General features: G+C 39.3%; 19 protein-coding genes. 8 read left to right on the top strand and 11 right to left on the bottom strand.

What is annotated here, in order from left to right; translation table 11 throughout:
* Positions 1-99: 99 nt before the first annotated feature.
* Together VC159_RS05035 and VC159_RS05030 are read right to left on the bottom strand one after the other, a co-directional pair.
* Positions 100-1,563, bottom strand: coding sequence for a hypothetical protein (locus tag VC159_RS05035; RefSeq protein WP_323472959.1), 1,464 nt, complete (start codon positions 1,561-1,563; stop codon positions 100-102).
* A 2-nt stretch (positions 1,564-1,565) separates the two neighbouring features.
* Positions 1,566-2,498 carry a glycosyltransferase gene (locus VC159_RS05030; RefSeq protein WP_323472958.1) on the bottom strand — a complete coding sequence of 311 codons (933 nt, stop codon included), beginning with the start codon at positions 2,496-2,498 and terminating at the stop codon, positions 1,566-1,568.
* Between the two features lie 32 nt (positions 2,499-2,530).
* Here VC159_RS05030 and VC159_RS05025 point away from each other — a divergent pair, with 32 nt between their 5' ends.
* Positions 2,531-3,442 carry a hypothetical protein gene (locus tag VC159_RS05025; RefSeq protein ID WP_323472957.1) on the top strand — a complete coding sequence of 304 codons (912 nt, stop codon included), beginning with the start codon at positions 2,531-2,533 and terminating at the stop codon, positions 3,440-3,442.
* Between the two features lie 159 nt (positions 3,443-3,601).
* Here the strand turns inward: VC159_RS05025 and VC159_RS05020 are convergent, their stop codons facing one another.
* The 3 genes from VC159_RS05020 to cysQ all read right to left on the bottom strand — a co-directional run bounded on the left by VC159_RS05020 (position 3,602) and on the right by cysQ (position 6,520).
* Entirely contained in the window at positions 3,602-4,612 is a 1,011-nt protein-coding gene (locus tag VC159_RS05020) for a Hint domain-containing protein (protein WP_323472956.1), read from the bottom strand.
* Positions 4,613-4,734: 122 nt separating this feature from the next.
* The gene (locus VC159_RS05015; RefSeq protein WP_323472955.1) at positions 4,735-5,598 is read right to left on the bottom strand and encodes a hypothetical protein; all 864 of its coding nucleotides are present in this window, start codon (positions 5,596-5,598) and stop codon (positions 4,735-4,737) included.
* A gap of 139 nt (positions 5,599-5,737) precedes the next feature.
* Positions 5,738-6,520, bottom strand: coding sequence for a 3'(2'),5'-bisphosphate nucleotidase CysQ (gene cysQ, locus VC159_RS05010; protein WP_323472954.1), 783 nt, complete (start codon positions 6,518-6,520; stop codon positions 5,738-5,740).
* 194 nt (positions 6,521-6,714) lie between these two features.
* On the opposite strand from cysQ, the gene cysD reads away from it, so the two are divergent.
* Genes cysD through VC159_RS04985 form a run of 5 tightly spaced genes read left to right on the top strand, consistent with a single transcriptional unit; the run spans position 6,715 to position 11,975 of the window.
* Positions 6,715-7,614, top strand: a complete 900-nt coding sequence (cysD, locus tag VC159_RS05005; protein ID WP_323472953.1) for a sulfate adenylyltransferase subunit CysD — start codon at positions 6,715-6,717, stop codon at positions 7,612-7,614.
* Entirely contained in the window at positions 7,614-9,518 is a 1,905-nt protein-coding gene (gene cysN / locus VC159_RS05000; RefSeq protein ID WP_323472952.1) for a sulfate adenylyltransferase subunit CysN, read from the top strand. Before cysD ends, cysN begins: the two co-directional genes overlap by 1 nt.
* Positions 9,519-9,542: 24 nt before the next feature.
* Positions 9,543-10,502, top strand: a complete 960-nt coding sequence (locus tag VC159_RS04995) for a hypothetical protein (protein ID WP_323472951.1) — start codon at positions 9,543-9,545, stop codon at positions 10,500-10,502.
* A complete protein-coding gene (locus VC159_RS04990) occupies positions 10,495-11,304 on the top strand; it encodes an ABC transporter permease (protein ID WP_323472950.1) in 810 nt (269 codons plus the stop codon). The genes VC159_RS04995 and VC159_RS04990 overlap by 8 nt, the downstream gene beginning before the upstream one ends.
* Positions 11,301-11,975, top strand: a complete 675-nt coding sequence (locus VC159_RS04985; RefSeq protein WP_323472949.1) for an ABC transporter ATP-binding protein — start codon at positions 11,301-11,303, stop codon at positions 11,973-11,975. The genes VC159_RS04990 and VC159_RS04985 overlap by 4 nt, the downstream gene beginning before the upstream one ends.
* Here the strand turns inward: VC159_RS04985 and VC159_RS04980 are convergent.
* Positions 11,972-12,844 (bottom strand): FkbM family methyltransferase, encoded by an 873-nt coding sequence (locus VC159_RS04980; RefSeq protein WP_323472948.1) that lies wholly within the window; start codon positions 12,842-12,844, stop codon positions 11,972-11,974. The genes VC159_RS04985 and VC159_RS04980 overlap by 4 nt on opposite strands.
* Before the next feature lie 20 nt (positions 12,845-12,864).
* Here VC159_RS04980 and VC159_RS04975 point away from each other — a divergent pair, with 20 nt between their 5' ends.
* A complete protein-coding gene (locus tag VC159_RS04975) occupies positions 12,865-13,521 on the top strand; it encodes a hypothetical protein (RefSeq protein WP_323472947.1) in 657 nt (218 codons plus the stop codon).
* Here VC159_RS04975 and VC159_RS04970 read toward each other — a convergent pair.
* The 5 genes from VC159_RS04970 to VC159_RS04950 are packed head-to-tail and all read right to left on the bottom strand — an operon-like array spanning position 13,505 to position 22,664.
* On the bottom strand, positions 13,505-14,560 hold the full coding sequence (locus VC159_RS04970) for a hypothetical protein (protein ID WP_323472946.1): 1,056 nt from the start codon (positions 14,558-14,560) through the stop codon (positions 13,505-13,507). The genes VC159_RS04975 and VC159_RS04970 overlap by 17 nt on opposite strands.
* Before the next feature lie 4 nt (positions 14,561-14,564).
* Entirely contained in the window at positions 14,565-15,254 is a 690-nt protein-coding gene (locus VC159_RS04965; RefSeq protein ID WP_323472945.1) for an FkbM family methyltransferase, read from the bottom strand.
* Between the two features lie 2 nt (positions 15,255-15,256).
* Positions 15,257-16,129: a sulfotransferase gene (locus tag VC159_RS04960; RefSeq protein ID WP_323472944.1), complete on the bottom strand. Its 873-nt coding sequence runs from the start codon at positions 16,127-16,129 to the stop codon at positions 15,257-15,259.
* The gene (locus tag VC159_RS04955) at positions 16,122-19,895 is read right to left on the bottom strand and encodes a glycosyltransferase (protein WP_323472943.1); all 3,774 of its coding nucleotides are present in this window, start codon (positions 19,893-19,895) and stop codon (positions 16,122-16,124) included. Before VC159_RS04955 ends, VC159_RS04960 begins: the two co-directional genes overlap by 8 nt.
* A gap of 12 nt (positions 19,896-19,907) precedes the next feature.
* A complete protein-coding gene (locus VC159_RS04950; protein ID WP_323472942.1) occupies positions 19,908-22,664 on the bottom strand; it encodes a glycosyltransferase in 2,757 nt (918 codons plus the stop codon).
* Positions 22,665-22,789: 125 nt separating this feature from the next.
* Between VC159_RS04950 and VC159_RS04945 the strand changes: the two genes are divergently transcribed.
* Complete coding sequence (locus VC159_RS04945; RefSeq protein WP_323472941.1) at positions 22,790-24,010, top strand: polysaccharide biosynthesis/export family protein; 1,221 nt, start codon at positions 22,790-22,792, stop codon at positions 24,008-24,010.
* Positions 24,011-24,065 lie beyond the last annotated feature (55 nt).

The following is a 24,065-nucleotide window of genomic DNA, read 5'->3' as shown; positions in this document are numbered from 1 at the left end:
TGAATAAACCAATACTTATAGGGTTATTAAGAGCCCCTATCGCCCAAGAGAACATTTTTTAAATATGGCCGAAACATAAGAGGCGATAAATAAAAAAGGTTATGGGGTAAATTTAGATCTTATCCAAACCAAAGAAAGACCAATCCAAGCATATGGCCTTTCAAACATATCCCTAAGTAGATTTACCCAGTCCATACCTGCATTATTGATGATACCCAAAAAGTCTTTAGTTGATAGTTTGGCATGTGAATCAAGTAATTTTTCGCAGATTAAGTCAGAGGCCAATTTTGAATTTGGAATGAGTACTTCGGTGAATATACGATCCATAAAGTCCTGAAACTGCTCATATTCATTTAAGGATAATCTCCACAAGCCTTTGTCAAATGGCTCATTCAATAAATTTGGATTTTGGTTGGCGCTTTGGGTAAAGCCCTTTTTGGCAAAGAAAGTATCACCAATAAGCACTGGCTTAAATCCGAAATAACAAGCCTCCAAAAGTCCTTGCGATGATATTCCCATTACCCCATCGCAAATCTGAAAAATATTTTGAATAGGTTCGTTTTCAATTAGAGCAATACGAACCCGATCTTTCCCTGGAAGCGAATGGATAAATTCTTCAATCTTTATTTTAGTAAATGGGCTAAATAATGGCGCCCTTCTCCTTTCCCAGGGATGGGCCTTAAAGATCACATTGGCATTTGTATTCTTTAACAAATCAATAATTGCGAGCTTATAGCTTGCTATAGAAGATATTTCATGATGCGGGGTTTCTATGATAGAAAAATCATTTGCTACCTGACCAATGATGAGAATGATGGGATTCTTATCACTCCAAGCATTTTTAAAAGCAATGTTCGTTTGAGGGACATTCCGATTCTTCATACCCTTCATTCTTGAGTGCGCATAAGCACTGGAAGTTACCTTGCCTTCATTTTCATTAATGAATGAGTTAAAGCTAAAATCTCGCTTCACACCGCAATTATTGGCAATGGGGTTGTTGCGATATTCGAGATAAAAATCATTTCCTGTAAAGAAATGCTCTGCTACTAGGACTGAAATATCCCTTTGCTTTGCAAGCACCATCAAGGCTCTTGTGTAAATATAAGATCCCGAAAATACAATCGCATGCGATATATCGGTATGGCTATCTAAATATTGATTCCAAAATAAGAGCCAGTTATGCGCAGCTGCAAGACAAAGGCGAAGCGCTTCCCAGTCTTGTGGGTTTGCTATGGCAAACTCGAAAATGGAATCTGATTGATTGAGGATTCCACCGTTATGCCAGCGATCTTGAGCCAGAGCGCTACATAAAAACTCCGCCTTAGAAATTTCCCATAAATTAACTCCTAAAAAATGAATTGCACTCCAATCATCCTGCTGATCAATAAATTCAATAGATTCTTTTAGGGACTTTGTTAGATGTTCATAACGTCCATGAGCTTTCCACCAAGATCTGCGAGAAGTTTCAAATTGATGGGGTAGAGAATCTTTTTTTAATGCCTCAAAAATAGGAAGAAAGTTCCGTCGATGAAAGTGCCAGTTATCCGCAAAAAGTAACTTCATGGCTATTGACCCAGCACTTCTCGGTACACTGCATACTGCCTCGAGATTACCTCTTCCCACGAAGGACAAGAATGAGATTGCTCAAAAGCACCCTGATTTAATGCAATGAGTAAGTTCTCGTTATTGGCCATACTCTTAATTTGTTCAATCCAGTCGCGCTCAGTCAAAATGAGGCCATTAACATCATTTATTACCCAATCCGAAACCATTCCTACGGGCCTTCCCAGCACAGGTAGTCCAGAACCTAGGGCCTCAGGTAAGCACGCGGGTCCACCCTCAAATTCAGAGAGGATTAACAGGGCACTCATCTTTGCATATACTTCGCCGTATAGGCGATATGGCAAATTTTCGTAGTGCTCTACCTCGAAACCTTTTTCTAGACCCTTAAGGCCATCTTGCCAACGACCTTCTCCCAAAAAGACAAAGGAAAATTGCTTTGGATCTAATGCATCAAAAAGGCTAAGAAGTCTCGCCTCACCCTTGATACCTCGTTGATAGCGCTTAGATACAACACCCAAAACAATTTTTCCCCCCAACAATTCTCTTGGCTTTTCGGGCACAGGGAATACGTCTCGATCTACGCCGTGCGAAATAATGGTGCCGCTCTTAATGTTATGACCATCTAAAAATTGCTTTTGTGCGCTATTTAAGCAAATCACTTTGCTGGCTTGCCGCCATTTTGGTAAAAATAAATCCGCACTTAGAAAGGGGTAAGTTTCTAAAGGGTCATGGTGCATTGTGACTACAGAAGGACCCATTAATCGCCGCTCACGATGTGGGCGATGATAGTGCCTTATCATTGCCTTAGGATCCGCAAGAAATGTTTTACTTAAGGCAAAATTATTAGGAGCTAAAGTCTCTGATCTTCGATACAAATCTTCGAAGATCTGACTTGGATGAATTCTCGAGGAAAGAACATGATTAACGGTAATCATTTAAATCAATCAACTGGTAGATTTTAAATATCATGTTCTCATCATGGAAGAAATGGTTTACACAGGAACAATGGACCATTGGTCTTGTGAATCAATCGTTAGAAAATATTGTTAATAACGGCATCATCAAACCTATTCAGTGGCTGCCTGCCCTAAAGAACGGGTTTTTAGCGGACCCCCACGCGTCAATTCTACCTGATGGCAGAGTTGAAATTTTGGCAGAAAGCTTCGACTTTAAGCGCTTTAAAGGTGAAATCGTCTGTGCAACGACTCCGTTACAAGGGCTAGAATCCGCGCACTTCAAGCCAGCAGTCGAATTAGCTACACACCTATCCTACCCACAGCGCATTTCGTGGCAAAAGGAAGAGCTCCTTTTTTGCGAGAGCTGGGAAAGCAATGGGGTCCCCATTTTTTCCCGCACCGATTCTTGCCTACCTTGGGCATACCAAACTAGCATTCTTGAAGGCCAAAGAGTGGTTGATCCAACCCCACTTTTTCATGAAGGCATTTGGTATCTTTTTTACACCTTACAAAACGACTGCCCTAACCAACGCTTAAGGGTCGCTCACTCCACCAATCCTTTACAAGGATGGATGCCGCATACTCAATCAGTCATCCATAACAGCAAGATGGGAGCAAGACCCGCGGGGTCTATATTCAAATTACCAGATGGTCGACTCATTCGACCTGGACAAGATTGCAGCAATACCTATGGAGGTGGCGTCATTCTGTATGAAATTAAAGAGCTGACTACCTCTACTTATCGCGAAGAACTGTTACGAGTGATAGAGCCTCAATTAGGTAACTGGCGATGGGGCTTGCATACAATTTGCGGTTTAGGTAACCAACATACTCTGGTTGATGGAAAAAGATGGCTCTATTCTCCATTAGAAATTTTTCGTAAATTAGCTCGCCAAAAAATGCTCAAGAGGCGATGCAAGTAAAAATTATAAGTGCCTTAATTCCCGAATAAGCTACTAAAGATATAGATATTTCACATACACTAAAAAGAGTGCAAGTTAGATGCACCCATTAGCAAACCATTTCAAACCTTCAAATAGAAGCATTGATGATCGTAATGATAGTCTTGGTGTACTGATATCCTACCCCACCATCCGCTCTCTTACTCCATGACTTTCCATCAATACCTCTGAGATCGCCCCTAACTTTGCTTTGACTGCATTTGGCAATTGACGCTGATGACTCACTCTTGGGATATCAAGCTCTATCATCTCTGTTGCTTGTGGGTACAGAGATTCGTACTCTGAGTAATTATTAAAGCAAGTTCTTGAGACGTTATCCATAAAGGTTTCTGCTGGGGTTCCTTCAGCGAGGATGATCTCGTGATGTTCTGTTTCAATATGAAGGTACTGTACATCGCCTTCCCATTGGGTGACTTGGGTAATGGTAGTGCCATTAATCATCGCTTTAGCATCAATGAGAAGGCAGTTATCGACATACAGAGCGTGGCCTGGGGAGACAAAGAGGTCTCTTAGAGGTAAATCATTACCTAAAGCGCCTTGCTGAATAAAAATCGGTAAGCTCTCTCCAGCAAAAGCAGGATGAATGCGTTGCCTTCCAATCCATTTAACGGGAACTGACTGTCCTTGGTGATTGAGGATCAAATCGCCGATGTGAAGATCTTGGACTGGGGTGCTACCGGTGGGGGTAGAGATGAGGGTGTTGGGGGTGAAGCAGAAGGCAGGGATCGTAGATCCTTGAACTACATTTCCCTCATCAGCTCCCGCACCATAGTAAGTAGATGTAATATTATTCGCGTAATTAAACGAATTACCAGTGCTGGCTATATTTATAGTTGGATTCCCGTAGGGCGCCGTGTCGTTATACTCAACATATGCACTTGCACTAATGGGGTCCATGAAATTACCCTGCTGTAGCTGCAATTGAAATTGAGTGCCGGCACCGCCGCTGGCATCAACTAATCCCGCACTAGCAAAGTCGGTAAAATTAAGCGGGGTTGTACCATCGGTAATAGTGATGTTGACTGCAGTTACGGTGAAAGTATCTACATCAACAGAAAAAGTTCCACTCAAATTTGTGGCGGGATCAGCAGTGTTTGTGTAAGCAACTGCGTAATTAATAATATTAGACATGATTTATCTTTCTATGCAATGAGGCGAAAAGTCACTTGAAAATATGCAAATAAAATGCTGTGGAACTGAATTGCTGAATATAGTTATTGCACCAATATACTTAAATATTTAATCTAGGGCCATTAATTCCCGGGAAGGGATACATTCTCTAGATGACCCTTGCACCAAATAAGCGCATTTTCATGCATGTGCTTTCGATCCTCTACAGAGGTATTTAGTAATTTAATAATTGCCTCAATCCAATACTGAGCACTGTTTTCCACCAGAATGCCCATCTGCCCATTTTTAATGACATCTTTATAGGGGCTTGCATTTGAATATACGCCAACCGCCCCCGCTCGAGTAATGTCAAATAGCTTTGTGTGAGAGCGTGTTTGATTAAAGGGGGTTTTAAAACAGGGTGCCAATCCGACTTGATAATGCACTTTTGCGGAGTATTCCAAGTATTTCTTCCAACTCATGCCAGGCAGAACGCGCACTCTTGGGATGTCGGCAAACATTTTCTTAACTTTGCGATTGCCAATGATTTCAAAGACATGGTTCGGGAAACGGCTCTGAATCTCTCGCACAATGGGAACCAACCAAGCAATTTCATGTCGATGAGCCCAAGTGCCGTGATAAAAATACACGGGGCTTTCCTCTGCATTCCGATTGACGGTTGGTAGGCAAGCCGGTGGAATTACTTGGGTCTCTGTATTTGGAAAGCGATTTGCTAAGGCTTGAGTAGAGCACCACAACACCCCACTCATTCTCCGTATCACCCACCATGAAATTTGAAACTTCAAAGTAGTTTTAATGCCGTACCACCAACTCAACTCTGATGCCCGATAAGCATTTTGCATATCATCATCAATAAAGTACGCTACCTTAGCCAATTGATGGTGATGGCGATAAAGCCAAATCAATCCGCTTATTCCAGCATAACGATTGATCACTACTACAGTATTTTTATTAACAGTTAACTTTTGTATATCGCAACTACTCACATCAATGCACTCAATAGAGACATCATTTTGTAAATTTGCTCGCGTTTGAAAATAGTAATAAACGCTTGGTGTTATACCCAAAGATAAGACCAAATAAGAAAATTTTGGCACGCTAAATAGTTCCCCTAAGTCATTAACTCTAAATAGTCGCTATAGGCCTTGCGCTAGCAACAAAATGGGGATTATCAAGGCCAGGCTTGCCATAACTCAAGGGCTTACCATTTAAGTCATTAATCACACCACCCGCCGCCAGCAAGATGGCATGTCCTGCAGCAATATCCCACTCCATTGTTCTGCCTAGTCTAGGATAAAGATCGGCTTTCCCAGCAGCAACAAGACAAAGCTTTAGCGAAGATCCCATTGGAATAATTTCATGGACCACTTTGCCATCTAAAAGTGCATTTAATGCCTGGTCATCGCCATGTGAACGACTTCCCACAACAGTTAAACCCTCATCAGGAACGGTCCGACAAGAGATAGGCATTCTATTGCCCAAACTCTCGGTAAACGCAGAAGTTTTGTCTCCCGCATAAAGACAATCGAGTGCAGGCGCATACACCACCCCCAATATAGGTACCCCTCGTTCAATGAGCGCAATATTGACTGTAAATTGCCCATTTTTGCTAATAAATTCTTTGGTGCCATCGAGGGGATCAACCAACCAAAAATGTTCGCGCTCTTGAAAATCAACCTGGGAATCAACTGACTCTTCAGAAACAATGAAGACCCCAGGCAATAGGTCTAGCAACCTTTGCAATATATAAGCATTAGCCATTTCATCAGCCAAGGTTACTGGTGAGCCATCATCCTTGTGAGTAACATCAATTTTTTCTTGATAGATTTTCATTATCAAATCACCCGCTGATTTGGCTATTTCAATTACCTTTTCAAGAAGATTATTTTCCGCAGAAATGGCATTCATTAGATGACTTGTGTCCTTGACTCTACTGACGTTTTTAGTATTTTTTATGGCTTATAAGGATATAATGAAGCGCCAGCTATAGTAATATTGTATTACATTTTATTGTAAACATTTATGTTAATAATCAATAGCTTAAAAAGTATTCCTAATAATTTACTTTAATAAATGAATTAACCCTGCGACCATAAGCTCCCGTGACATTAACTCATCTGCAACAACTTGAATCCGAAAGTATCCACATTATGCGTGAGGTGGTTGCTCAGGCGCGTAAACCGGTGATGCTCTATTCCATAGGCAAGGATAGCTCGGTGATGTTGCATTTGGCACGCAAGGCCTTTTATCCAGCCCCACCACCATTCCCTTTGCTACACGTCGATACCTTGTGGAAGTTCCAAGATATGTACCGCTTCCGAGAAAAAATGGCTCAAGAAAGCGGTATGGAGCTATTGGTTCATGTGAACCCTGAGGGCATTGCTAAAAATATTAATCCTTTTACCCATGGCTCAGCGGTTCATACCGATCTTATGAAAACTGAAGGCCTCAAGCAGGCATTGGATCATTATGGTTTTGATGTTGCCTTTGGTGGTGCACGTCGAGACGAAGAGAAATCTCGCGCCAAAGAGCGTATTTTTTCGTTTCGCTCAGCCGCCCATCGATGGGACCCTAAAACTCAACGCCCTGAACTTTGGAATCTGTACAACACCCAAAAACGGGATGATGAGTCGATTCGTGTATTTCCTATCTCCAATTGGACAGAGCTTGATATCTGGCAATACATCCATTTAGAAAATATTCCGATTGTGCCGCTCTATTACTCGGCCATTAGGCCAGTAGTCTCTCGCGGTGGCACGTGGATTATGGTCGACGATAATCGCATGCCCCTAGATCCCGGTGAAGTTCCTGAGCAAAAGATGGTGCGTTTTCGCACGCTTGGTTGCTATCCATTAACTGGCGCGATTGAATCGCAGGCATCCACCCTCACCCAAATTATTCAAGAGATGCTGCTAACCACCAGCTCTGAGCGCCAGGGTCGCATGATTGATCATGATGCCAGCGCATCTATGGAGAAGAAAAAGCAAGAGGGGTATTTTTAATGGCCCACATATCGGATCTCATTGCTACTGATATTGATGCTTACCTAGAAAAGCATCAACACAAAACCTTATTACGTTTCATCACTTGTGGCAGCGTCGATGATGGCAAGAGCACACTCATTGGACGATTGCTATATGACTCGCATATGCTGTTTGATGATCAGCTAGCCGCCATAGAAAAAGATTCTCAAAAATGGGGCACTCAAGGCGATCAAATTGATTTTGCATTATTGGTAGATGGCCTGGCTGCTGAGCGCGAACAAGGCATTACTATTGATGTGGCCTACCGTTTTTTCTCCACAGAAAATCGCAAATTTATTGTTGCAGATACTCCGGGTCACGAACAATATACCCGCAATATGGTTACAGGGGCCTCTACCGCTGATGCTGCGATTGTCATGATCGATGCGCGCAAAGGCGTTCTCACCCAAACCTATCGTCACAGCTATATTACCAACTTGCTAGGTATTGAGCATTTGCTTGTGGCGATCAATAAGATGGATTTGGTTGCCTACGACGAATCTGTATTTAACTCGATTAGCCAACACTACCAAGAATTTGCACAAAAACTAGATATTAAAAATGTGAGTTTTATCCCTATCTCTGCATTTAAGGGCGACAACATCACTACCCCAAGTTCTGCAATGCCTTGGTATCAGGGTCCGACGCTAATGCAGTACTTAGAGAGCGTTCCCGTCCAAACCAAGACTAACCAAACTAAGCCATTGCGTATCCCAATTCAATGGGTCAATCGACCTAATCTAGACTTCCGTGGATTTACCGGCACGATATCTAGTGGGATATTAAAAGCTGGCGACAAAATACAAGCGCAGCCCAGCGGCAAACAAAGCAGTATCACGCAAATCCTCACTCCTGATGGTGATGCCAAAGAGGCAGTAGCTGGCCAAGCAATTACTTTTACCCTTGCAGATGAAATCGATATCTCACGGGGTGATGTAATTACACATGCTGATACCCCTGCTGAAGTAGCAGATCAGTTTGAAGCTACCATTATTTGGATGCACGAAGAGCCTTTACTACCTGGGCGGCAATACTGGCTCAAAATTGGCGCACAAATGGTCACGGCTACCATTACCAGCATTAAATATGAAGTGAATATCAATACGCTTGAGCATCTGGCAGCCAATCACTTGAATCTCAATAGCATTGCGCATTGCAATATCAACCTTGATCGCCCTATTCCGTTTGATCCTTATAGCGAGAATCGTCAAACAGGCGGCTTTATTCTGATTGATCGCATCAACAACAATACAGTTGGTGCAGGCCTCATTAATTTTGCCCTGCGTCGCTCACACAATATCTATATTCAAAATGTTGATGTTAATAAATCTGCCAGAGCATTACTAAAGCACCAAACCCCCAAAGTGATTTGGTTTACAGGACTTTCCGGCTCAGGAAAATCCACCATTGCCAACCTAGTGGAAAAGCATCTCCATCAGTTGGGTATGCATACCTACCTATTGGATGGTGACAATATCCGTCATGGTCTAAATAAGGATCTAGGATTTACCGATGAAGATCGAGTGGAAAATATTCGCCGTATTGCTGAGGTAGCCAAACTAATGGTTGATGCTGGCCTGATAGTGATTACCGCCTTTATTTCTCCATTTAGGTCCGAGCGACAGATGGCAAGAGAACTCTTTCCCGATGGTGAATTTATTGAGGTCTTTGTGGACACCCCACTAGCACTTGCTGAGGAGAGAGATCCTAAGGGACTGTATAAGAAAGCTAGAAAAGGTGAGCTAAAGAACTTTACCGGTATTGACTCACCTTATGAACCCCCAGAAAATCCAGAAATTTCCCTAAAAACGAGCCAAAATAGCGCAGAAGAACTCGCTATGGAAGTCTGTGGTTTTTTGCAAAAGATGCGACAACCCAAGTAAATCAAAAGAAAACTCAGCAATCCTATGACTAATACGCAACTTACTTTCTCAAAAACTAAAGATAAGGTTATTTCAACCTATAAAAAAGTAGAAGAAAAATTAGGCCTTCTATTTATCGTTGTAGTGATTATCCCAACGCTCTGCTCCATTATTTATTTTGGCTTCTGGGCGTCTGATGTTTATATTTCTGAGTCACAGTTTGTTATCAGAACAGCTCAAAACCCAATAAACCCCTCCGTGAGCGACTACCCCATTGCCGGATCACTATCTGCTAACGCTGTAGCGCAAGACAGTGCTGCGGTAGCAGAATATATGCTTTCCATGGATGCAATGATGTTTGTAAACCAAAAGATAGATCTAAAAAAATTATTTACCTCAGGGGATATAGACGTATTTAATCGGTTTGCAAGCATGCATCTAAATTCAGGATATGAAAGATTGCTTGTCTATTTTAGAAAACAAATTGCAGTAGATATAAATCCAATAAATTATTTATCTACCCTCCAAGTAAAGACTTATTCAGCAAAAAGTGCACAAGAAGTAAATAGACTTTTACTCGAAGGTGGCGAGGCAATGATAAATAAGATTAACGAGCGGACGCGAAATGATTTAATGGCTAATGCAGATAAGGTAATACAAGAATCGAGAAATAATCTTCAAAAGATTAACTCTCAACTTAGTCAACTTAAAATAAATTCAGTAAATAGTGACCAAAAAAATTATGTGGCTAACTATCTTGATCTTGCAATACAGAAGGATACCGCAGAACGACAATTAGCAGTTGCATTGGATGCGTTAACACAGGCAATTTCTGACGCTCAACGGAAAACAATTTATCTTGAGAGAACGGTTACTCCAAATTTACCGGATTATCCACTTGAACCCAAAAGGCTCCTTGGAATCTTGGCTAGCCTTCTACTATCACTAATGGTGTATGGAGTAACCAAAGTTATTTTAGCCAGCGTGAAAGAACATCATGATTAGCACCTCGAAATCATCTATGACACCCATAACCATTCAATATCAGGTAATTAAAGCTCTCATACTTCGAGAAATTATCACTAGATGGGGGAGAAATAATATAGGTTTTCTCTGGATATTCTGCGAACAATTATTAGTTATGCTTAGTTTTTGGCTTTTATACTATGTTCACTCATTTAGAGACTTAACTTATGTGGGCTATGGAATTTCACTGACAGCATTTGTGTTAATTGGGCACGCTCCCTTAATGCTGTACAGAAATTCCGTTAACCTGCTCTCTAATGCCATCAAAAGCAACACAGCTTTGCTTCATCATAGAAACCTAAGACCGCTAGATTTTTATGTTGCTCGATTTATTTTAGAGGCCGTAGGAAATACAGCGTCCTTAGTGTTGCTCATGTTTTTTTGTATATTATTTGGCTTTATACCAGCCCCTAGAGACCCCATCACTCTAATATTTGCATGGGCTCTTTTTTTATGGTTTTCATTTGGATTTGGATTAAGCATAGGAATATTGGTAGCGCAATATATTACGGCATCAATAATATGGAGGTTTTTTTCGGTTGCACTAATTATTATTTCAGGCGCATACTTTTACGTAATTTTTCTGCCTCCCGAGTATCAGAAATATGCATTAATGTTACCAATGGTGAATGGCTCTGAAATGATGAAACATGGATATTTTGGGGAGCACATAAAAACCTTCGAAGATCCTTCTTATTTTGCAATTTGGTGTTTAGTGTTAAATTTTATCGGATTAATGCTAGCCAAAATTTACGGCACAAAGCTACCGCAAAGATTATGATAATTCTGAATAATGTCACCAAAACATACAGCGCCAGATTTGGAAATAGAAAAGTATTGGACGACATCTCGCTAACCATTATGCCAGGTGAAAAAGTGGGAATACTAGGCAGAAATGGGGCCGGAAAAAGCACATTACTTAGAATAATTTCAGGCTCAGAAAAGTGCTCGCATGGTCAGGTGATAAGAAAAATGAATGTTTCATGGCCAATGGGACTTTCTGGCGGGTTACAGGGAACTCTAAGTGGCTTTGACAATATTAAATTTCTTTGTAGAGTTTATGGATTGAATTTAGAACAAAGACTAGAGCAGGTAGAGGACATTACGGGATTAGGAAAATACCTAAGGGAGCCGGTAGCAACATACTCAACCGGAATGAAAAGTAAGTTGGCCCTAGCAATATCTCTATTTTTAGACTTTGACTGTTATCTTATAGACGAGTCTCTATCCGTTGGAGATAGAGCATTTCAGGAGAGATACAAGGAGGAGTTGGATAAAAAAAGGGAGGGCAAAGCAATAGTGCTTGTGACTCACATAGAATCGCAAATTAAAAACCACTGCAAATCTTTTTACGTACTCAGCAATGGTAAGTTAAGAAAATTTGAATACGGAATAAATGCTATCAATTTCTATAAAAATCTAAAATCCGAAACCCAATTTGAGTTAGGTTAATTCCACAAAAGAAGATCGTCATAACGCTTATCTTCAGAATCAAGGTATTGGATCACATCATTTGCGCTAACCTGTTTAGTTGGATTTTTTTCAAATGCTTTATATTTGAATTTATCTAGTACTTTAATAAAATCATCCTGACTGTAATTTTTATCCCTGATGCGCCACAATTCAAAAATTGCACAACAGACACAATCCCAAAAATCCAATGATATGGAAGTTGAAATTAACTCGTCGTAGCCTTGTGTATCAGACTTATATATAAATTTGTTACCGGGATTTGAATTGAAAATTATATTAATTTGTTCATTTGCTGAGAGTACTGGCACAGAAATTTCCTTAAAATTTAATGGCATAGCATTTTTATTTAATGAATAATTTCCCGCGTTCTCACCATCTAAATAAAAATTTAGAATTCCAGAGGCTGGACCTAAAGCAAAATTGTTTAAAGAAATCTTTTTCATACCACTAAAATTTTTCATCAATAAGTCATAATTAAACGGGTGAGGCTCAAAAAGGTAGGCGCTTTCTATATTGCAAATCGAAGACAAACATTGTCTAGAAAAAAGACCTACATTCGCCCCAATGTCAATAAGCGTAAGTGGGGTTTTATTGAGCCTAGTGACTTCACTAATGAATTTCTGTTTACCAATATCCCAAGATTTATTAATTAATGCCGAGCGTCCAATCACCCTATCTACAGGAAGATGCAAGCTAATACTTTCAGAAAGATCGTTCAATAAAAAAAAAGGTGAGCCAGAAGGAGGCTCCACAACAAGTGACCTCAAATTGTAGTGCTCCTCCATAATTTTCAGATTTAAAGCTATACTTCCTTCAAAAGCTTTTAGTATGTCATTTTTATTTATCATATATTTTTCTTCAGGAAAAAATGGTTATTTTTCATAATTTGATCGTCTCATCAATTGGGTGTAGCTGTATAAATCAATTCCAAATTGAAGATTTCTTTCTAAACAACCCAGATTCATACATAGAAAAAGGTGTATTTGATTACATTATAATTTCTCCACAATCGACAATTGATTTATTCAAATCTATAAATAGATATCAACAAGTTTTTGAGGATATAAATAATTACGAGATACTTAAAAAAAAGCTTTTTCATAAACATTTTGAATGTCTTTACTTTTGGCATGAGAAATATATTTTTAATGAATTTGATTTAAAAAAAACAATTCTCAACATAAAGAAAAAGATAGCAAATATTAATCCAGTTCCAGGCATGAATCATCTCCTTATCTGGTCAAATATTCAACCCAACCTCAAAATCATGATGGAAGGAATAGGGCAAGACTACAACAATTTCATTTTAACTGAACAGCTTTATAGGTCACTGAAGGAGCAAACTAAACTTCTTTACGGAGAGAATTCCAGACTAATTTTTATATCAAGAGAACAGGATGTACAGGGCGGCTTAGTCAGTAATTCGGATGTTCATATTATAGAATTAGAACGAAGTTTAGATTTTCGTGGAGAAAAAAAGCTTTTTTTTAACATAATAAATTCGTATATTAATCAAAAATCATAGACTTCAGACTCTCCATGGAGTTATCTAATTTTTTTCTATTACATGCCTCAACACTTTCTCTTAATTTACAGTAATCAAGATGATCTATTTTTGATAAATTATTAAAGATTTCAGATGCATTAAAGTCATCAAGATTAAACCCGGGAACGTTATAAATCTGACTTGTAACACTATCTTGTAGCAAAGGCACAGAAAAACCCAGAGAAAAATTAATTACTGAAGATACAGAGCTATAGTGATAACGTGTCTGAGGCTTAAATAGTGTAATTAAATACTCGCAACTTTTAATGCCATTAAAATAATTAACGTAACTGCTTCTCGCAGTGTCTTTGGCTGAAAATACAAAATTACTACCTAGCCCATTTTCCTCGATTAAATTAAATAGCTTTTTACTATCCTGACCCCCACCAATTAATTTAAAAAATATGTTTTCACTATCAAAGCCTTTATTCAGCTGATGTATTAATTTTCCATAATCTCTATTGTTAAAATTTATCCCGCCAACTATACCAATATTTGTTTTTTTAGTCTTTATGTAGGCAGACTTATTTTGAAAATAGCTTGCATTAATGGACTTAACTTTTTTATTAACTCCTCTAAATTTATAGAGCGCTTCTAAAGTTTTAGCTGCACACTCACTCAAGGTAACTAATATAATATCTTTTCTGGCTCCAGATAAATTAAAGATCATATTATTGCCATAAAATTCAATAACGTTATGCACTAAGCAGATTTTAGTACCCGGCAATGTTGAAGCCCATCCGCTTCCGACAGTCTGAAATGAGTTAATAAATATAACATCATATTTCCCGTCGTGAATATAACCCTCAAGTGATTTCCAGTTTTCCCTAGATCGCAATGGAATTAATCTTAAATTAAAATAAAGTTCTTTAAAATTATCAAATATGTTACCTTTTTCAGAAATTCCCCGATCATTTATATAAACATCAGGTTTGATTCCAAAAGAATTTAAGAAATAAACCCATGATGGCACAACCTCTTCATGTACTGGCCAAAATTCAACGATTGCAACTCTCATAATATTAAGTATTTAAATCCCAGGCTGAATTTATTATATTTAATGCTTCCTCATTTAACTTTCGAGGATTATCACGAAAATATTTTCTATTAATATAGAAGGCATCAACCTCAATCAAATCCCCAGCAAAATAATGAGGCTTATCGTGCAAAAATTTTCTAAGAGAAAATCCTTTTGATTCTAAAAATTTATTAATTTCCGAGAAATCAGCCTCACCTATGTACAAATTTCTAAAATGCGCCTCAATACGTATAGCCATTATCTGCTCTAAATACGCACCAGCACCTTTCATAACTTGAAATTCAAAACCCTGAACATCAATTTTTAAAGCATGTGGAACTTCTAAAGCGCCCGAATTTATTAATGTGTCAATTCGCCTAACATCAACTAAGACGGAACCACTTACCTCAAAGAATTGAGAAAAGACAGGATATCTATCTTTCAACCAATCAATATCAGGCTTCAAAAGTGATGAACACTGATTACTTTTAGTTATATATAAGGGTAAAGTGGCATCCATATCCCCTGCAGCACAATCTAAAACGTTTATTTTACTAAAAGAGCTACATTTCGAGATAAGTGATTGAGCCTCTTTCTTGTCGGGCTCAAAAAGAGAAACGCTCATGCGTGATTTAAAGGAATCCCATTCACTTGAAATACCGCCCCTAGAGCCGACATCTAAAAATTTAAACAAATCTATTCAACCTTAAAAAATTCTCTAAAAAATAAATTATATTGACTATACCTTGCCTCTACTATAGCCATAGTTTCTGGATTAAGAAAAAATTCATCTGATAAGCTATTTATTTTTTTTGTCGAGAGCCTTGCAAATATTTCATTCTCAATTTTAATATTTAATTTTTCTGAAATTAAATTAGCAGTTACCAGGGGCGAATTAATTAGCTGCTCATAACTTAGGGCAATAAAAAATCTAAAATGTTTTGAATACAATCTGATTGCTCTCTCATAGTCATTATATAGATCCTGACATTTAATCCATTGAGTCTCATTCAATATCTGATACCTTAGCCAATCATTTGCGACTGTAGCGTCCATATTTAAATTATTGTAAACATTCATTAATTTGAGTGCCGACCTCAATCTATCAAATGGATTTCTACACAACAAAATGATGCCAGCATCCTCACCAATAACCGCCTTCATTCTAATGATATGCTCTTCGTTTAATAGCATGTACTCAGGAGTGACCTCCCCTAACAGATATTTTTTGCTTAAGTACGGTCTAAATAAATCATAATAATCTATTTTCTCAATATCATAGCTTGAGAATATTTTATTTGTTCTAAGCCTGTTCTTAAATTTCAACCCTATAAAATCAAAATTGTTAGCTGATAAAATTCTATCAACATCATTAAATACCTGCCTTGTTGAAAAATCTTTTAATGCAGACTTTTCTCTATAACCGTATAACGTGTCGAAAAAATGTAGCTCTTTTACTGGGTGCATAAAAATATCACTAGATTTACTTAGCAAATGATGCAATAACGTGGATCCTGCACGCTGAGAACCAATCCCCAATATAAATCTATTTTTAATCATATTATCCATAAAAATAAACTAGTTTTTTGTAATAGGAATGAAAAGATTGATCCAATGAAAAGATTTTGTTTTTAGTCTTTATTTTTTTTAACTCGGAAAATATTTTTTTGAGCTCATAGCAAGATGGATTAGAAACTAAGTTTCCATTTTCCCCATTGACTACAGATTCGCCAATAGCCCCTCTATCTGTTGTTATTACCCAAACCCCCGCCCTTATGGCTTCCCTAGTCACCAACCCAAAACTCTCTGGCCATATAGAGGGGGCAACCAATACATCCATCTGAGCATAAAGTTTTCCAATTTCATCCTGCTTAACTTTCGGAATAAACTTGACTCTTGTTTTTCCCCAGATGGTTTCATGCGTTTCGCCTTCATTAAGGCTGGTATCAACGACTAAGGCTTTAAAGTTTTCAAACTCACCCTCTTCCAACGCCTGTCTAAATAGATGGTAACCCTTATGTTTGCTCATTCCGCCTATGAATCCTAAAACTATTTTTCCATCAGGATCAGGCTGGCGCTCGTAAACTTCAAAAGGCTCTACTATATTTTCATGAACTTGAACATCGGCTACACCCGCACTCATATAAAGGTCAGCAAACTTTTGTGAGACCGCTAGGCGCGTCTTTGCATTCTTTAAAACATCTCTCAAAATTTTGTCACGGGTTAACAAGGCTTTGATCTCGTCCTGGCTCTTGACGCTACCTCCGGATAAGGGATTTGCAGGATCTACTGAATTTCCAAATTCATCTATTAAGAACATATAACGAGATAGCCACCACGCATCATGCAATGTAACAATATAAGGAATATTCAGGTCTTTTGCAGCCATGCCAACAGAGCCTGTTAACACCTGCATGCTGTGCATATGAATTAAATCAAATTGATATTCGGTAAAAAACCGTTTGCAGAAGCTATAAACATCATGATTCTCTACGGCTGACCAGTCATTATTTGGCAGGGATAAACGGGTGACTAAACAATCACGATACCAGTATTGCTCTACTTCCATAGAACCTGCACTGCTAGAAGTAAAATCAGAAGTAGTTAAAACATACACATCATATTCATCAGCATATTGCTCAAGTAAACCCCTCACCTGAGTCTCGGCAACCCTAGTGGCTCCTCCATTCGATTGGGGCGCAAAATAAACATTGCAAATTAAGATTCGCTTTTTCCTTTTTTTCATAGGAAGCATTCCAGATGCCTTGAGAATAGTTTGCAAGATATCAGCGCCTTTGGCAGGGCTAAATTTTTGCAAAGCTAATTCTTGAGCATTTTTTCCAATTCTGTCTCGTGCCAATGAGTCCGAGATTAAAAATCGAAGCTCCGCCTTCCAATCGGCTGATGTTTTTGCAAAGACTACATTTTCTTTGTCAGTTAGAGCTTCTCGATAGGTTGCAGTTGGTGAAACTATTGATGGAATTGCAAATGCGGCCGCTTCAAGCCATTTAATTTCACTTTTTGCATCCGTCACCAAGGACTGTTCAAGAATGGCGATATTAATATCCATTTCTTGCAATAAATTGAGGTATTCAAAAAAATCACTTGTTGTCTCGCGCAAAACAATACGGCCCGTTTTTAAAAGGTGCGCTGGTAAATTTTCAAAAAAACCTATTAAATGCAGATCTACTTGATCAAACTCTTTAAGTATGGCCAAGGCTGCAGGTAAAAATACTTCATAAAAAACCTGCTTATGCGCCTTTGTACCACTCCCATAAAAGATCTTGATACGAGATTTTTTTGCATTTTTAGACACCAAAGAACCGGCCTGACCCTGCATGCGATCGCGCTGTTTGCGAGCCAAGACCTCTATCGAATTTCCAAGTAAATTGGGTAGAACAAAAATTGGGGTATTGAAAGCAACAAATTTTTGCACCTGACTAGCAAGCGTATGAGTGGAGACCGTTACAAAATCAGCCATTTTCAGGGCTTCAGAAAACAAAGGGCAATCTAAACGTAAATGGAGATGCTCCTTAAGACTGATAGTCCTCGCATAGGTACTCAAACTTGGCGGAAAAGATTCAGCGTCAAAAATGAGGTCATCAACGTCATAAACAATGGGGATTTGCAAAGCTTTGGCATAGGAAGCCAGATGTCTTTCGTTATTGGTGAGTGCCGTTCTGCATAGATATAACATCGCCACACCCATCAGAGATTCTCGCCAAACAATGCTCGATAATGCTTGAGTGTCAATAAATTCACATTCAAAACCAAGCGTTTTCAGCGTCTCCATCTTTTGAAAGATGCGGTAGTAAAAACATTGATTGAGATTTTTTGAACCTAAAAATAATATTTTTCGGTTATTTTTACCAATCCAACCTTGTGAATTAGTTGGGCTGGTTCCAATTTGTTGGGCTAGATATAGCTCTTCTGTTGCTTTACTAAGCGCGATTAAATTATTCTCACGATGAACAACGGCGTTCATTTCAAAGCCCGACTGGGCCTGTAAAGTGGTAAGTGATAAAAGCTTGTCAAAAAATTGATTTGAATAACTAACAGCCTCTCTAAATGACAGCGCTTGAGAAGGGTTTAAGGTCAATGCCTTAATCCACAAAGAGATACATTTAGCAATTGCCAATGCTGAATATCCGAGTGCCTCTTGGGAAAAAATTCGTATCAATACAGCCAATTCGTGAAAGGAGTACCAAGAACATTTTTCCGATGCAATGGCAACTTTAAAGTTATCGGCTGCAAGTATATTGCGATTTTCTCTTCTTTGGAGTTTGCCCAAAGTTTCTGCTGCCAAAGGGTCATTTATTTTCACAACATCTTGATGTCTTGCCAAATCTAAGAAAGCAAGAGCCAAGCGATCTTGGCCGCCTAATTTCTCTATCCATTTTCCAAAAGCAAAGCTAATTTTAGATATAGCAAGCAATATTTGATCGCTAGAACTTTGTGCAAGAAAAAATAATTTTTGCTGCAAAATATTTAGCAAATGAATATCTCGACTTTTAACCCCTTGATAGTTTCCTAAGGGGTCAGACTGATGTATCCTCTCAAGAAAAGCCATCTCTAAAGAACTAACATCTATTTGCTCTATTGCATTGTGCTCTAAACACCATAGAACGCGGAGTAACTTGAGCTCTAAATTATTATTCGGTAAACCCCAACTTTTTGCAGTTTTCTCCGCTTGAATTAAGAATTCCTTATCACTCAGAACTTGATATTGGGACAAGAAATAGTCTATAAAGATGCAGGCTTTATCGGTCCAATGAATAAATTCAGAAAGAGATGAAGCTGAGAAAATTTTAAGAATCTGATCATAAGGTACATCGACTTTATCAGTGGCGATATTTCGCAAGGATCCGCCCAATAATTTCGGAATATTCACGCTATCAAGCGCCAATCTCCCTCCCAACCTTTCCCCGCCTTTCTCATCGAATGCAACAGTTAATTCATAACCAGATTGGAGTAACTGGAAATATATCTCAGAGGTAAGTGCACAGTAAAAGCCAGCATTTCTAGCATCAACCCCCTTGGCCTCACCAACATCAGGCCTATCTTGCCAGGTCCATGCACTACCAACCAAAATTTGATTAATAAAGAAATACAGCTTTTGGTTGCGGCCAGCCTCTAAAGGGTTGTAAGCCCAACCATATAAAAATCCGCTTTCATGGACTCCATCAAAAAAACCACTCTTTTTATTTGAGGTTTCCGCAACTGGGTGCTCACGTTCAGCTATTGAAGTTTGAGCCTTTAATTGGACCTGATTATTTTTTTCTAATAATTCAGTCGATTTTTTCTTTTTAAACAATTGGAAATCAAATAAACTCATGTCTAATCCTGGTCAATGAATTGCCGCATCCGGTGAACTTGGGGCATGTAATTCTTTATAAAACTTTAAAATGGAATTATTAATTGCATTAAAGTGCAGTGCATCACTTAGTGGAACTATCCCATATTTCCAATTCTGCTTTTTTAAACGTTCTGGTATTGCACCAATATCAAATGCCATAACTGGTTTTTTGGCTAAGAAAGCAATATCTAAGGCGTAACAATAGGTTTCTGGCCAAACGGAAGGATAAAGAATAATATCGGGATTTAAAGATTTACATAAACCAATTGCTTCATGCTCGGTATATCGTCCACTGATTGCAACATCATATTTTTCAAGAATTTCATTATGAATACTATATCCTTGTAATACGAATTGAATGGGTAATTGACGTTTTATAGCATCTTGAGCAACCCCTAGGAGCACATTAAACCCCTTAATGGTGCCAATGGCCCCGATAATAAGAACCCTTACTTTTTCTTTGCTGGCGCCTTTAGTCTCTAAGCTTGGTAGCGATTCTAGACTAAAGTTTTCTGGCCCATGAGGTGTATATTTAAAGGGAAGATCTGGGTAGTAATCCCCGAGCCTATTGATTGCATCATAACTTGGTACATTAATGAGCGATGCACCCTTCAGGCTTTGATGTTGCATGCTTCGCCATTCACTAATTTTTTTTGCGCCAAAAACGTTTGTAGACTCTTTCAAACATGTATTGCACCCCACTTCTTCAGGTTCTCCACAATAGATTCCGGTTTGGTGAACTAGATTAATCCTTGGGCAAATCACTTCGTAGTCATGTATGTCAACAACCAATCTTGCTTGAAGGTCCTTTGCTAATTCACTTAAATAAATTGGAGTGTTTGCCTCAAAGTCCACCATGCTATGTCGATGAATAGAGGTGATATTTAATTTCTTTAATTTTTGACTCAAAGTGTCTAATGACCTTAATTCAAAATAGGGGAGATTTAATAATTGCTTTACTAGGCCGTGTTGAAGTCGAACTAAATGTGGCTTTGCTCGAACCGGGCGCAAATAGAAAATACCCTCCCCGTTCCGCATTGCTTTTTGAGCATCCTCTTGCAGATGCCGTTCGCTCCCACCACCGCGGTTATGACTAACCATGAGGGTGTTTTGCTTTTTCGCTTGAAGCTCTAGGCGTGCCCAATCCAAGCTCTCTCGCACACCTCTTAAGGGGTCTTTCGCAATGAAATCTTGAATGTCCTGATGATATTTTGGGTATCGTTTGCCCAGAATTTTCATGGCTCGATTGAGTTGCGCTTCTTTGGTGCCGCCAAAGGAAGATCGTCCGATATGGTAAACAAAAGTATCTGCTGAAATGAGATTTTTCCAGCCCGAATGAATGGCGCGCTGACACCAATCATTTTCTTCGCCATAGCCTACTCCGAAGGCTTTTTCATCAAATAGCCCCACAGCTTTTAGCGCCTCGCGCTTCATATACAGGCAAAATCCGACACCTGTAGGTGTCTCAACTACCTCACCCTGATGTAATTTAGATGTCAGCTCATCTAATTCTTTATAGGAGATTTCCAGTGGATATGGATTGTCATGAAGAGTACGGGGGTATGAGCAAATAGTTGCATTATTAGACAAAGGGGTCACGCTAGCGATCTTTGAATCGCCTTTTGATACAGCAGACAAGCGGTCTATCCAATCACCATATACCTGGGTATCTGAATTTAATAAAATGACATCGCGATCCCAATGCAATTGCATGCCACGATTGACGGAATACACAAATCCCTTATTTTGCGAGTTCTCAATCAAAGTCAAAATACCTAAGCTCGCGAACTTTTGTAGATATTGTTTGAGAGGAACTTCGGGACTGCAATCATTGATGACAATTAATTCAAAAATGTCGCGAGTTTTGGTATTCAGTACACTTGAAATGCATTGCAAGGTCGCCAGGGTATTTTTATAAACAGGAATAATGATATCTACTACTGGATTTAAACCATTAACTTTGTTTAAATAAAGTTGAGTATCTTGGAATTTTTCGAGAATTTTTTCGTATAACTTTTGAGCAGTATCAAGTTGCTCGATAGAATTGCTGAGCGACCCTCTATACTCTTCGCCCCCTTTGTTCGGATGGTGTACCGAAGCTCCCAAATCTCTTGTGGGCAAACCATGCAGTCGACCGTATTCAATAAAATGCAATAGAGGGTTGCCATAGGATGCGATGTCTGGATGCTGACTTAAATAAAATTTACCATCAAACTGCGGATTTGGTGATCGACCTTCTAAACCACCAAATTCTAAGTAGTGCCTCAGTGGCTCATAGCCCGAATTGAATACATCGCGATTATTGGCAATATAGAACTGAATATCAAACCAAGCACTTGGTGAATGGCGACGGTACTGCCCGCAATAAAAATAATGCAATAGGGAATTGACGTTTTTTAATCTGCTGCGGGCTTTGCTTTTATAAAAACGCGGATCAAATAATGGATTTGGCTGCCTGCCCTCTTTATCTCCGAAGGCGGCAAAATGATAAATAGGATCAAATTGCTGCTGCTCTACATCCAGGTAATTGGAAAGATAGTATTCAGCATCAAATAAGTGTGTTCTTTTGAGAAAATAACTTTGAAGGCGCCAATAGGGGCTTCGATAACCGATTACACGGCAAATGTGAGATAGGAGCCATAGGTTACCCAATACGAGGTATCCATAAGCTTCTTTGACATAACGCTGGTGAGTAGGATTTAGTTTGCTGCGCAACAAAGCCCCACCCCCCCCTTTTTTTTTATTCACTATATTTAGTAACAATTTATACAATTTTATGTCAGTTTTAAGGCCTCTTACAGAGCCTAGAACAGAATGCCCCAGCAAAGGGCATGAATCAGTCATTAACCATCGGTATGACATAAAATAGGCAGATGTACTCCAAACCAAGAATATTTAGAGTTTTTCTCATTTTTACTGCTTTTAGTACCCTGCTACTTCAGGGGTGTGCCGGTTATTTACCCTCTGCAGGCGCCAGTCGCTCTCAGGTCGAGGCAGCACCTCAGGAAACAATTGAGAACTCCCCAATCCAGATCATCCCAGTGACCAATGCTGTGGCAAATCGGGTAAAGGTGGCTCAAAATTCACTATCTTTCAAAAGTAGAATTGCGCCAAAGGGGCAACCCGCAAACCTGGTTCACCCAGGAGATACCTTGCAAGTCCTTATCTGGGAGGCATATCCACCCATACTATTTAGGCAAAGTTCATACTCGAACACAATTAGTACAGCCCCCGCTTCAGTTACCATTTCTCCTACCGTATCCCAAGCTAGCGGAATTCCGGCTCAAACCGTTAATCAGCAGGGTGAAATTACCATCCCCTTCATAGGCAGAATTAATGTGGCTGGGAAGAGCATTAGCCAAATCGAGAATACGATTGTTAAGAACTTACAGGGCCGAGCTAATGATCCTCAAGTAATTGTCCAAAATGTAGATAACACCACCTCTTTGGCTACGATTATCGGCGAAGTTAATCAAAGCAAGCAGCTGCCTTTAACCCCTAAGGGGGAGCGCGTGCTCGATGCTATTGCCTCTGCCGGCGGCCTTAAACAGCCGGTTAATAAAACTACTATTCAAATTGCTCGTCAAGGTGAAATTCAGTCCTTAGCGATGGAGTCGATCATTCAAGACCCCAAGCAAAATATCATCTTGCAGCCAGGCGATGTGATTACAGCCTACTTTCAGCCGCTGAGCTTTACAGCATTAGGTGCCACAGGCTCAACCAATAATGAAATTCTGTTTGAGGCTACCGGCATTAGCCTATCGCAAGCTATGGGTCGTATTGGGGGTCTTAATGACATGCGCTCTGATTCAATGGGGGTCTATATCTTTCGCTTTGAGGAACCAAAAGCCGTTGCTACCAAAGAGCAGCCTACTGTTGGGGTGACTGCAGAAGGAAAAGTACCCGTGATTTATCAATTTGACATGAATAAACCAGAGACTTATTTTGCTGCGCAGAACTTTCCTATGAAAAACAAGGATGTAGTCTACGTTTCCGTAGCCTCATCTGTAGAGCTCATGAAATTTTTAAGTATCATCACCTCAGTCTTTTCACCAGCAGTGGCGATTAATAATCAATTCTCTTTAGGATTTTAATTGGCCCTACAGCTAATAATATGCTTAAAGTTGACTATAATAATAAGAATTAACA

Source organism: Polynucleobacter sp. JS-JIR-II-c23 (assembly GCF_035011225.1).
Lineage (GTDB): Bacteria > Pseudomonadota > Gammaproteobacteria > Burkholderiales > Burkholderiaceae > Polynucleobacter.
Note: the sequence above shows the minus strand (reverse complement) of the source record. Positions and strands in the feature narration are given on the sequence as shown.

Excerpts from the sequence above, each read along its gene's own strand:
- VC159_RS05035 (WP_323472959.1), bottom strand. The coding sequence starts at position 1,563 with ATGAAGTTACTTTTTGCGGATAACTGGCACTTTCATCGACGGAACTTT.
- VC159_RS05030 (WP_323472958.1), bottom strand. The coding sequence starts at position 2,498 with ATGATTACCGTTAATCATGTTCTTTCCTCGAGAATTCATCCAAGTCAG.
- VC159_RS05025 (WP_323472957.1), top strand. The coding sequence starts at position 2,531 with ATGTTCTCATCATGGAAGAAATGGTTTACACAGGAACAATGGACCATT.
- VC159_RS05020 (WP_323472956.1), bottom strand. The coding sequence starts at position 4,612 with ATGTCTAATATTATTAATTACGCAGTTGCTTACACAAACACTGCTGAT.
- cysQ (WP_323472954.1), bottom strand. The coding sequence starts at position 6,520 with ATGAATGCCATTTCTGCGGAAAATAATCTTCTTGAAAAGGTAATTGAA.
- cysN (WP_323472952.1), top strand. The coding sequence starts at position 7,614 with ATGGCCCACATATCGGATCTCATTGCTACTGATATTGATGCTTACCTA.
- VC159_RS04995 (WP_323472951.1), top strand. The coding sequence starts at position 9,543 with ATGACTAATACGCAACTTACTTTCTCAAAAACTAAAGATAAGGTTATT.
- VC159_RS04990 (WP_323472950.1), top strand. The coding sequence starts at position 10,495 with ATGATTAGCACCTCGAAATCATCTATGACACCCATAACCATTCAATAT.
- VC159_RS04985 (WP_323472949.1), top strand. The coding sequence starts at position 11,301 with ATGATAATTCTGAATAATGTCACCAAAACATACAGCGCCAGATTTGGA.
- VC159_RS04980 (WP_323472948.1), bottom strand. The coding sequence starts at position 12,844 with ATGATAAATAAAAATGACATACTAAAAGCTTTTGAAGGAAGTATAGCT.
- VC159_RS04975 (WP_323472947.1), top strand. The coding sequence starts at position 12,865 with ATGGTTATTTTTCATAATTTGATCGTCTCATCAATTGGGTGTAGCTGT.
- VC159_RS04970 (WP_323472946.1), bottom strand. The coding sequence starts at position 14,560 with ATGAGAGTTGCAATCGTTGAATTTTGGCCAGTACATGAAGAGGTTGTG.
- VC159_RS04960 (WP_323472944.1), bottom strand. The coding sequence starts at position 16,129 with ATGGATAATATGATTAAAAATAGATTTATATTGGGGATTGGTTCTCAG.
- VC159_RS04955 (WP_323472943.1), bottom strand. The coding sequence starts at position 19,895 with ATGAGTTTATTTGATTTCCAATTGTTTAAAAAGAAAAAATCGACTGAA.
- VC159_RS04945 (WP_323472941.1), top strand. The coding sequence starts at position 22,790 with ATGTACTCCAAACCAAGAATATTTAGAGTTTTTCTCATTTTTACTGCT.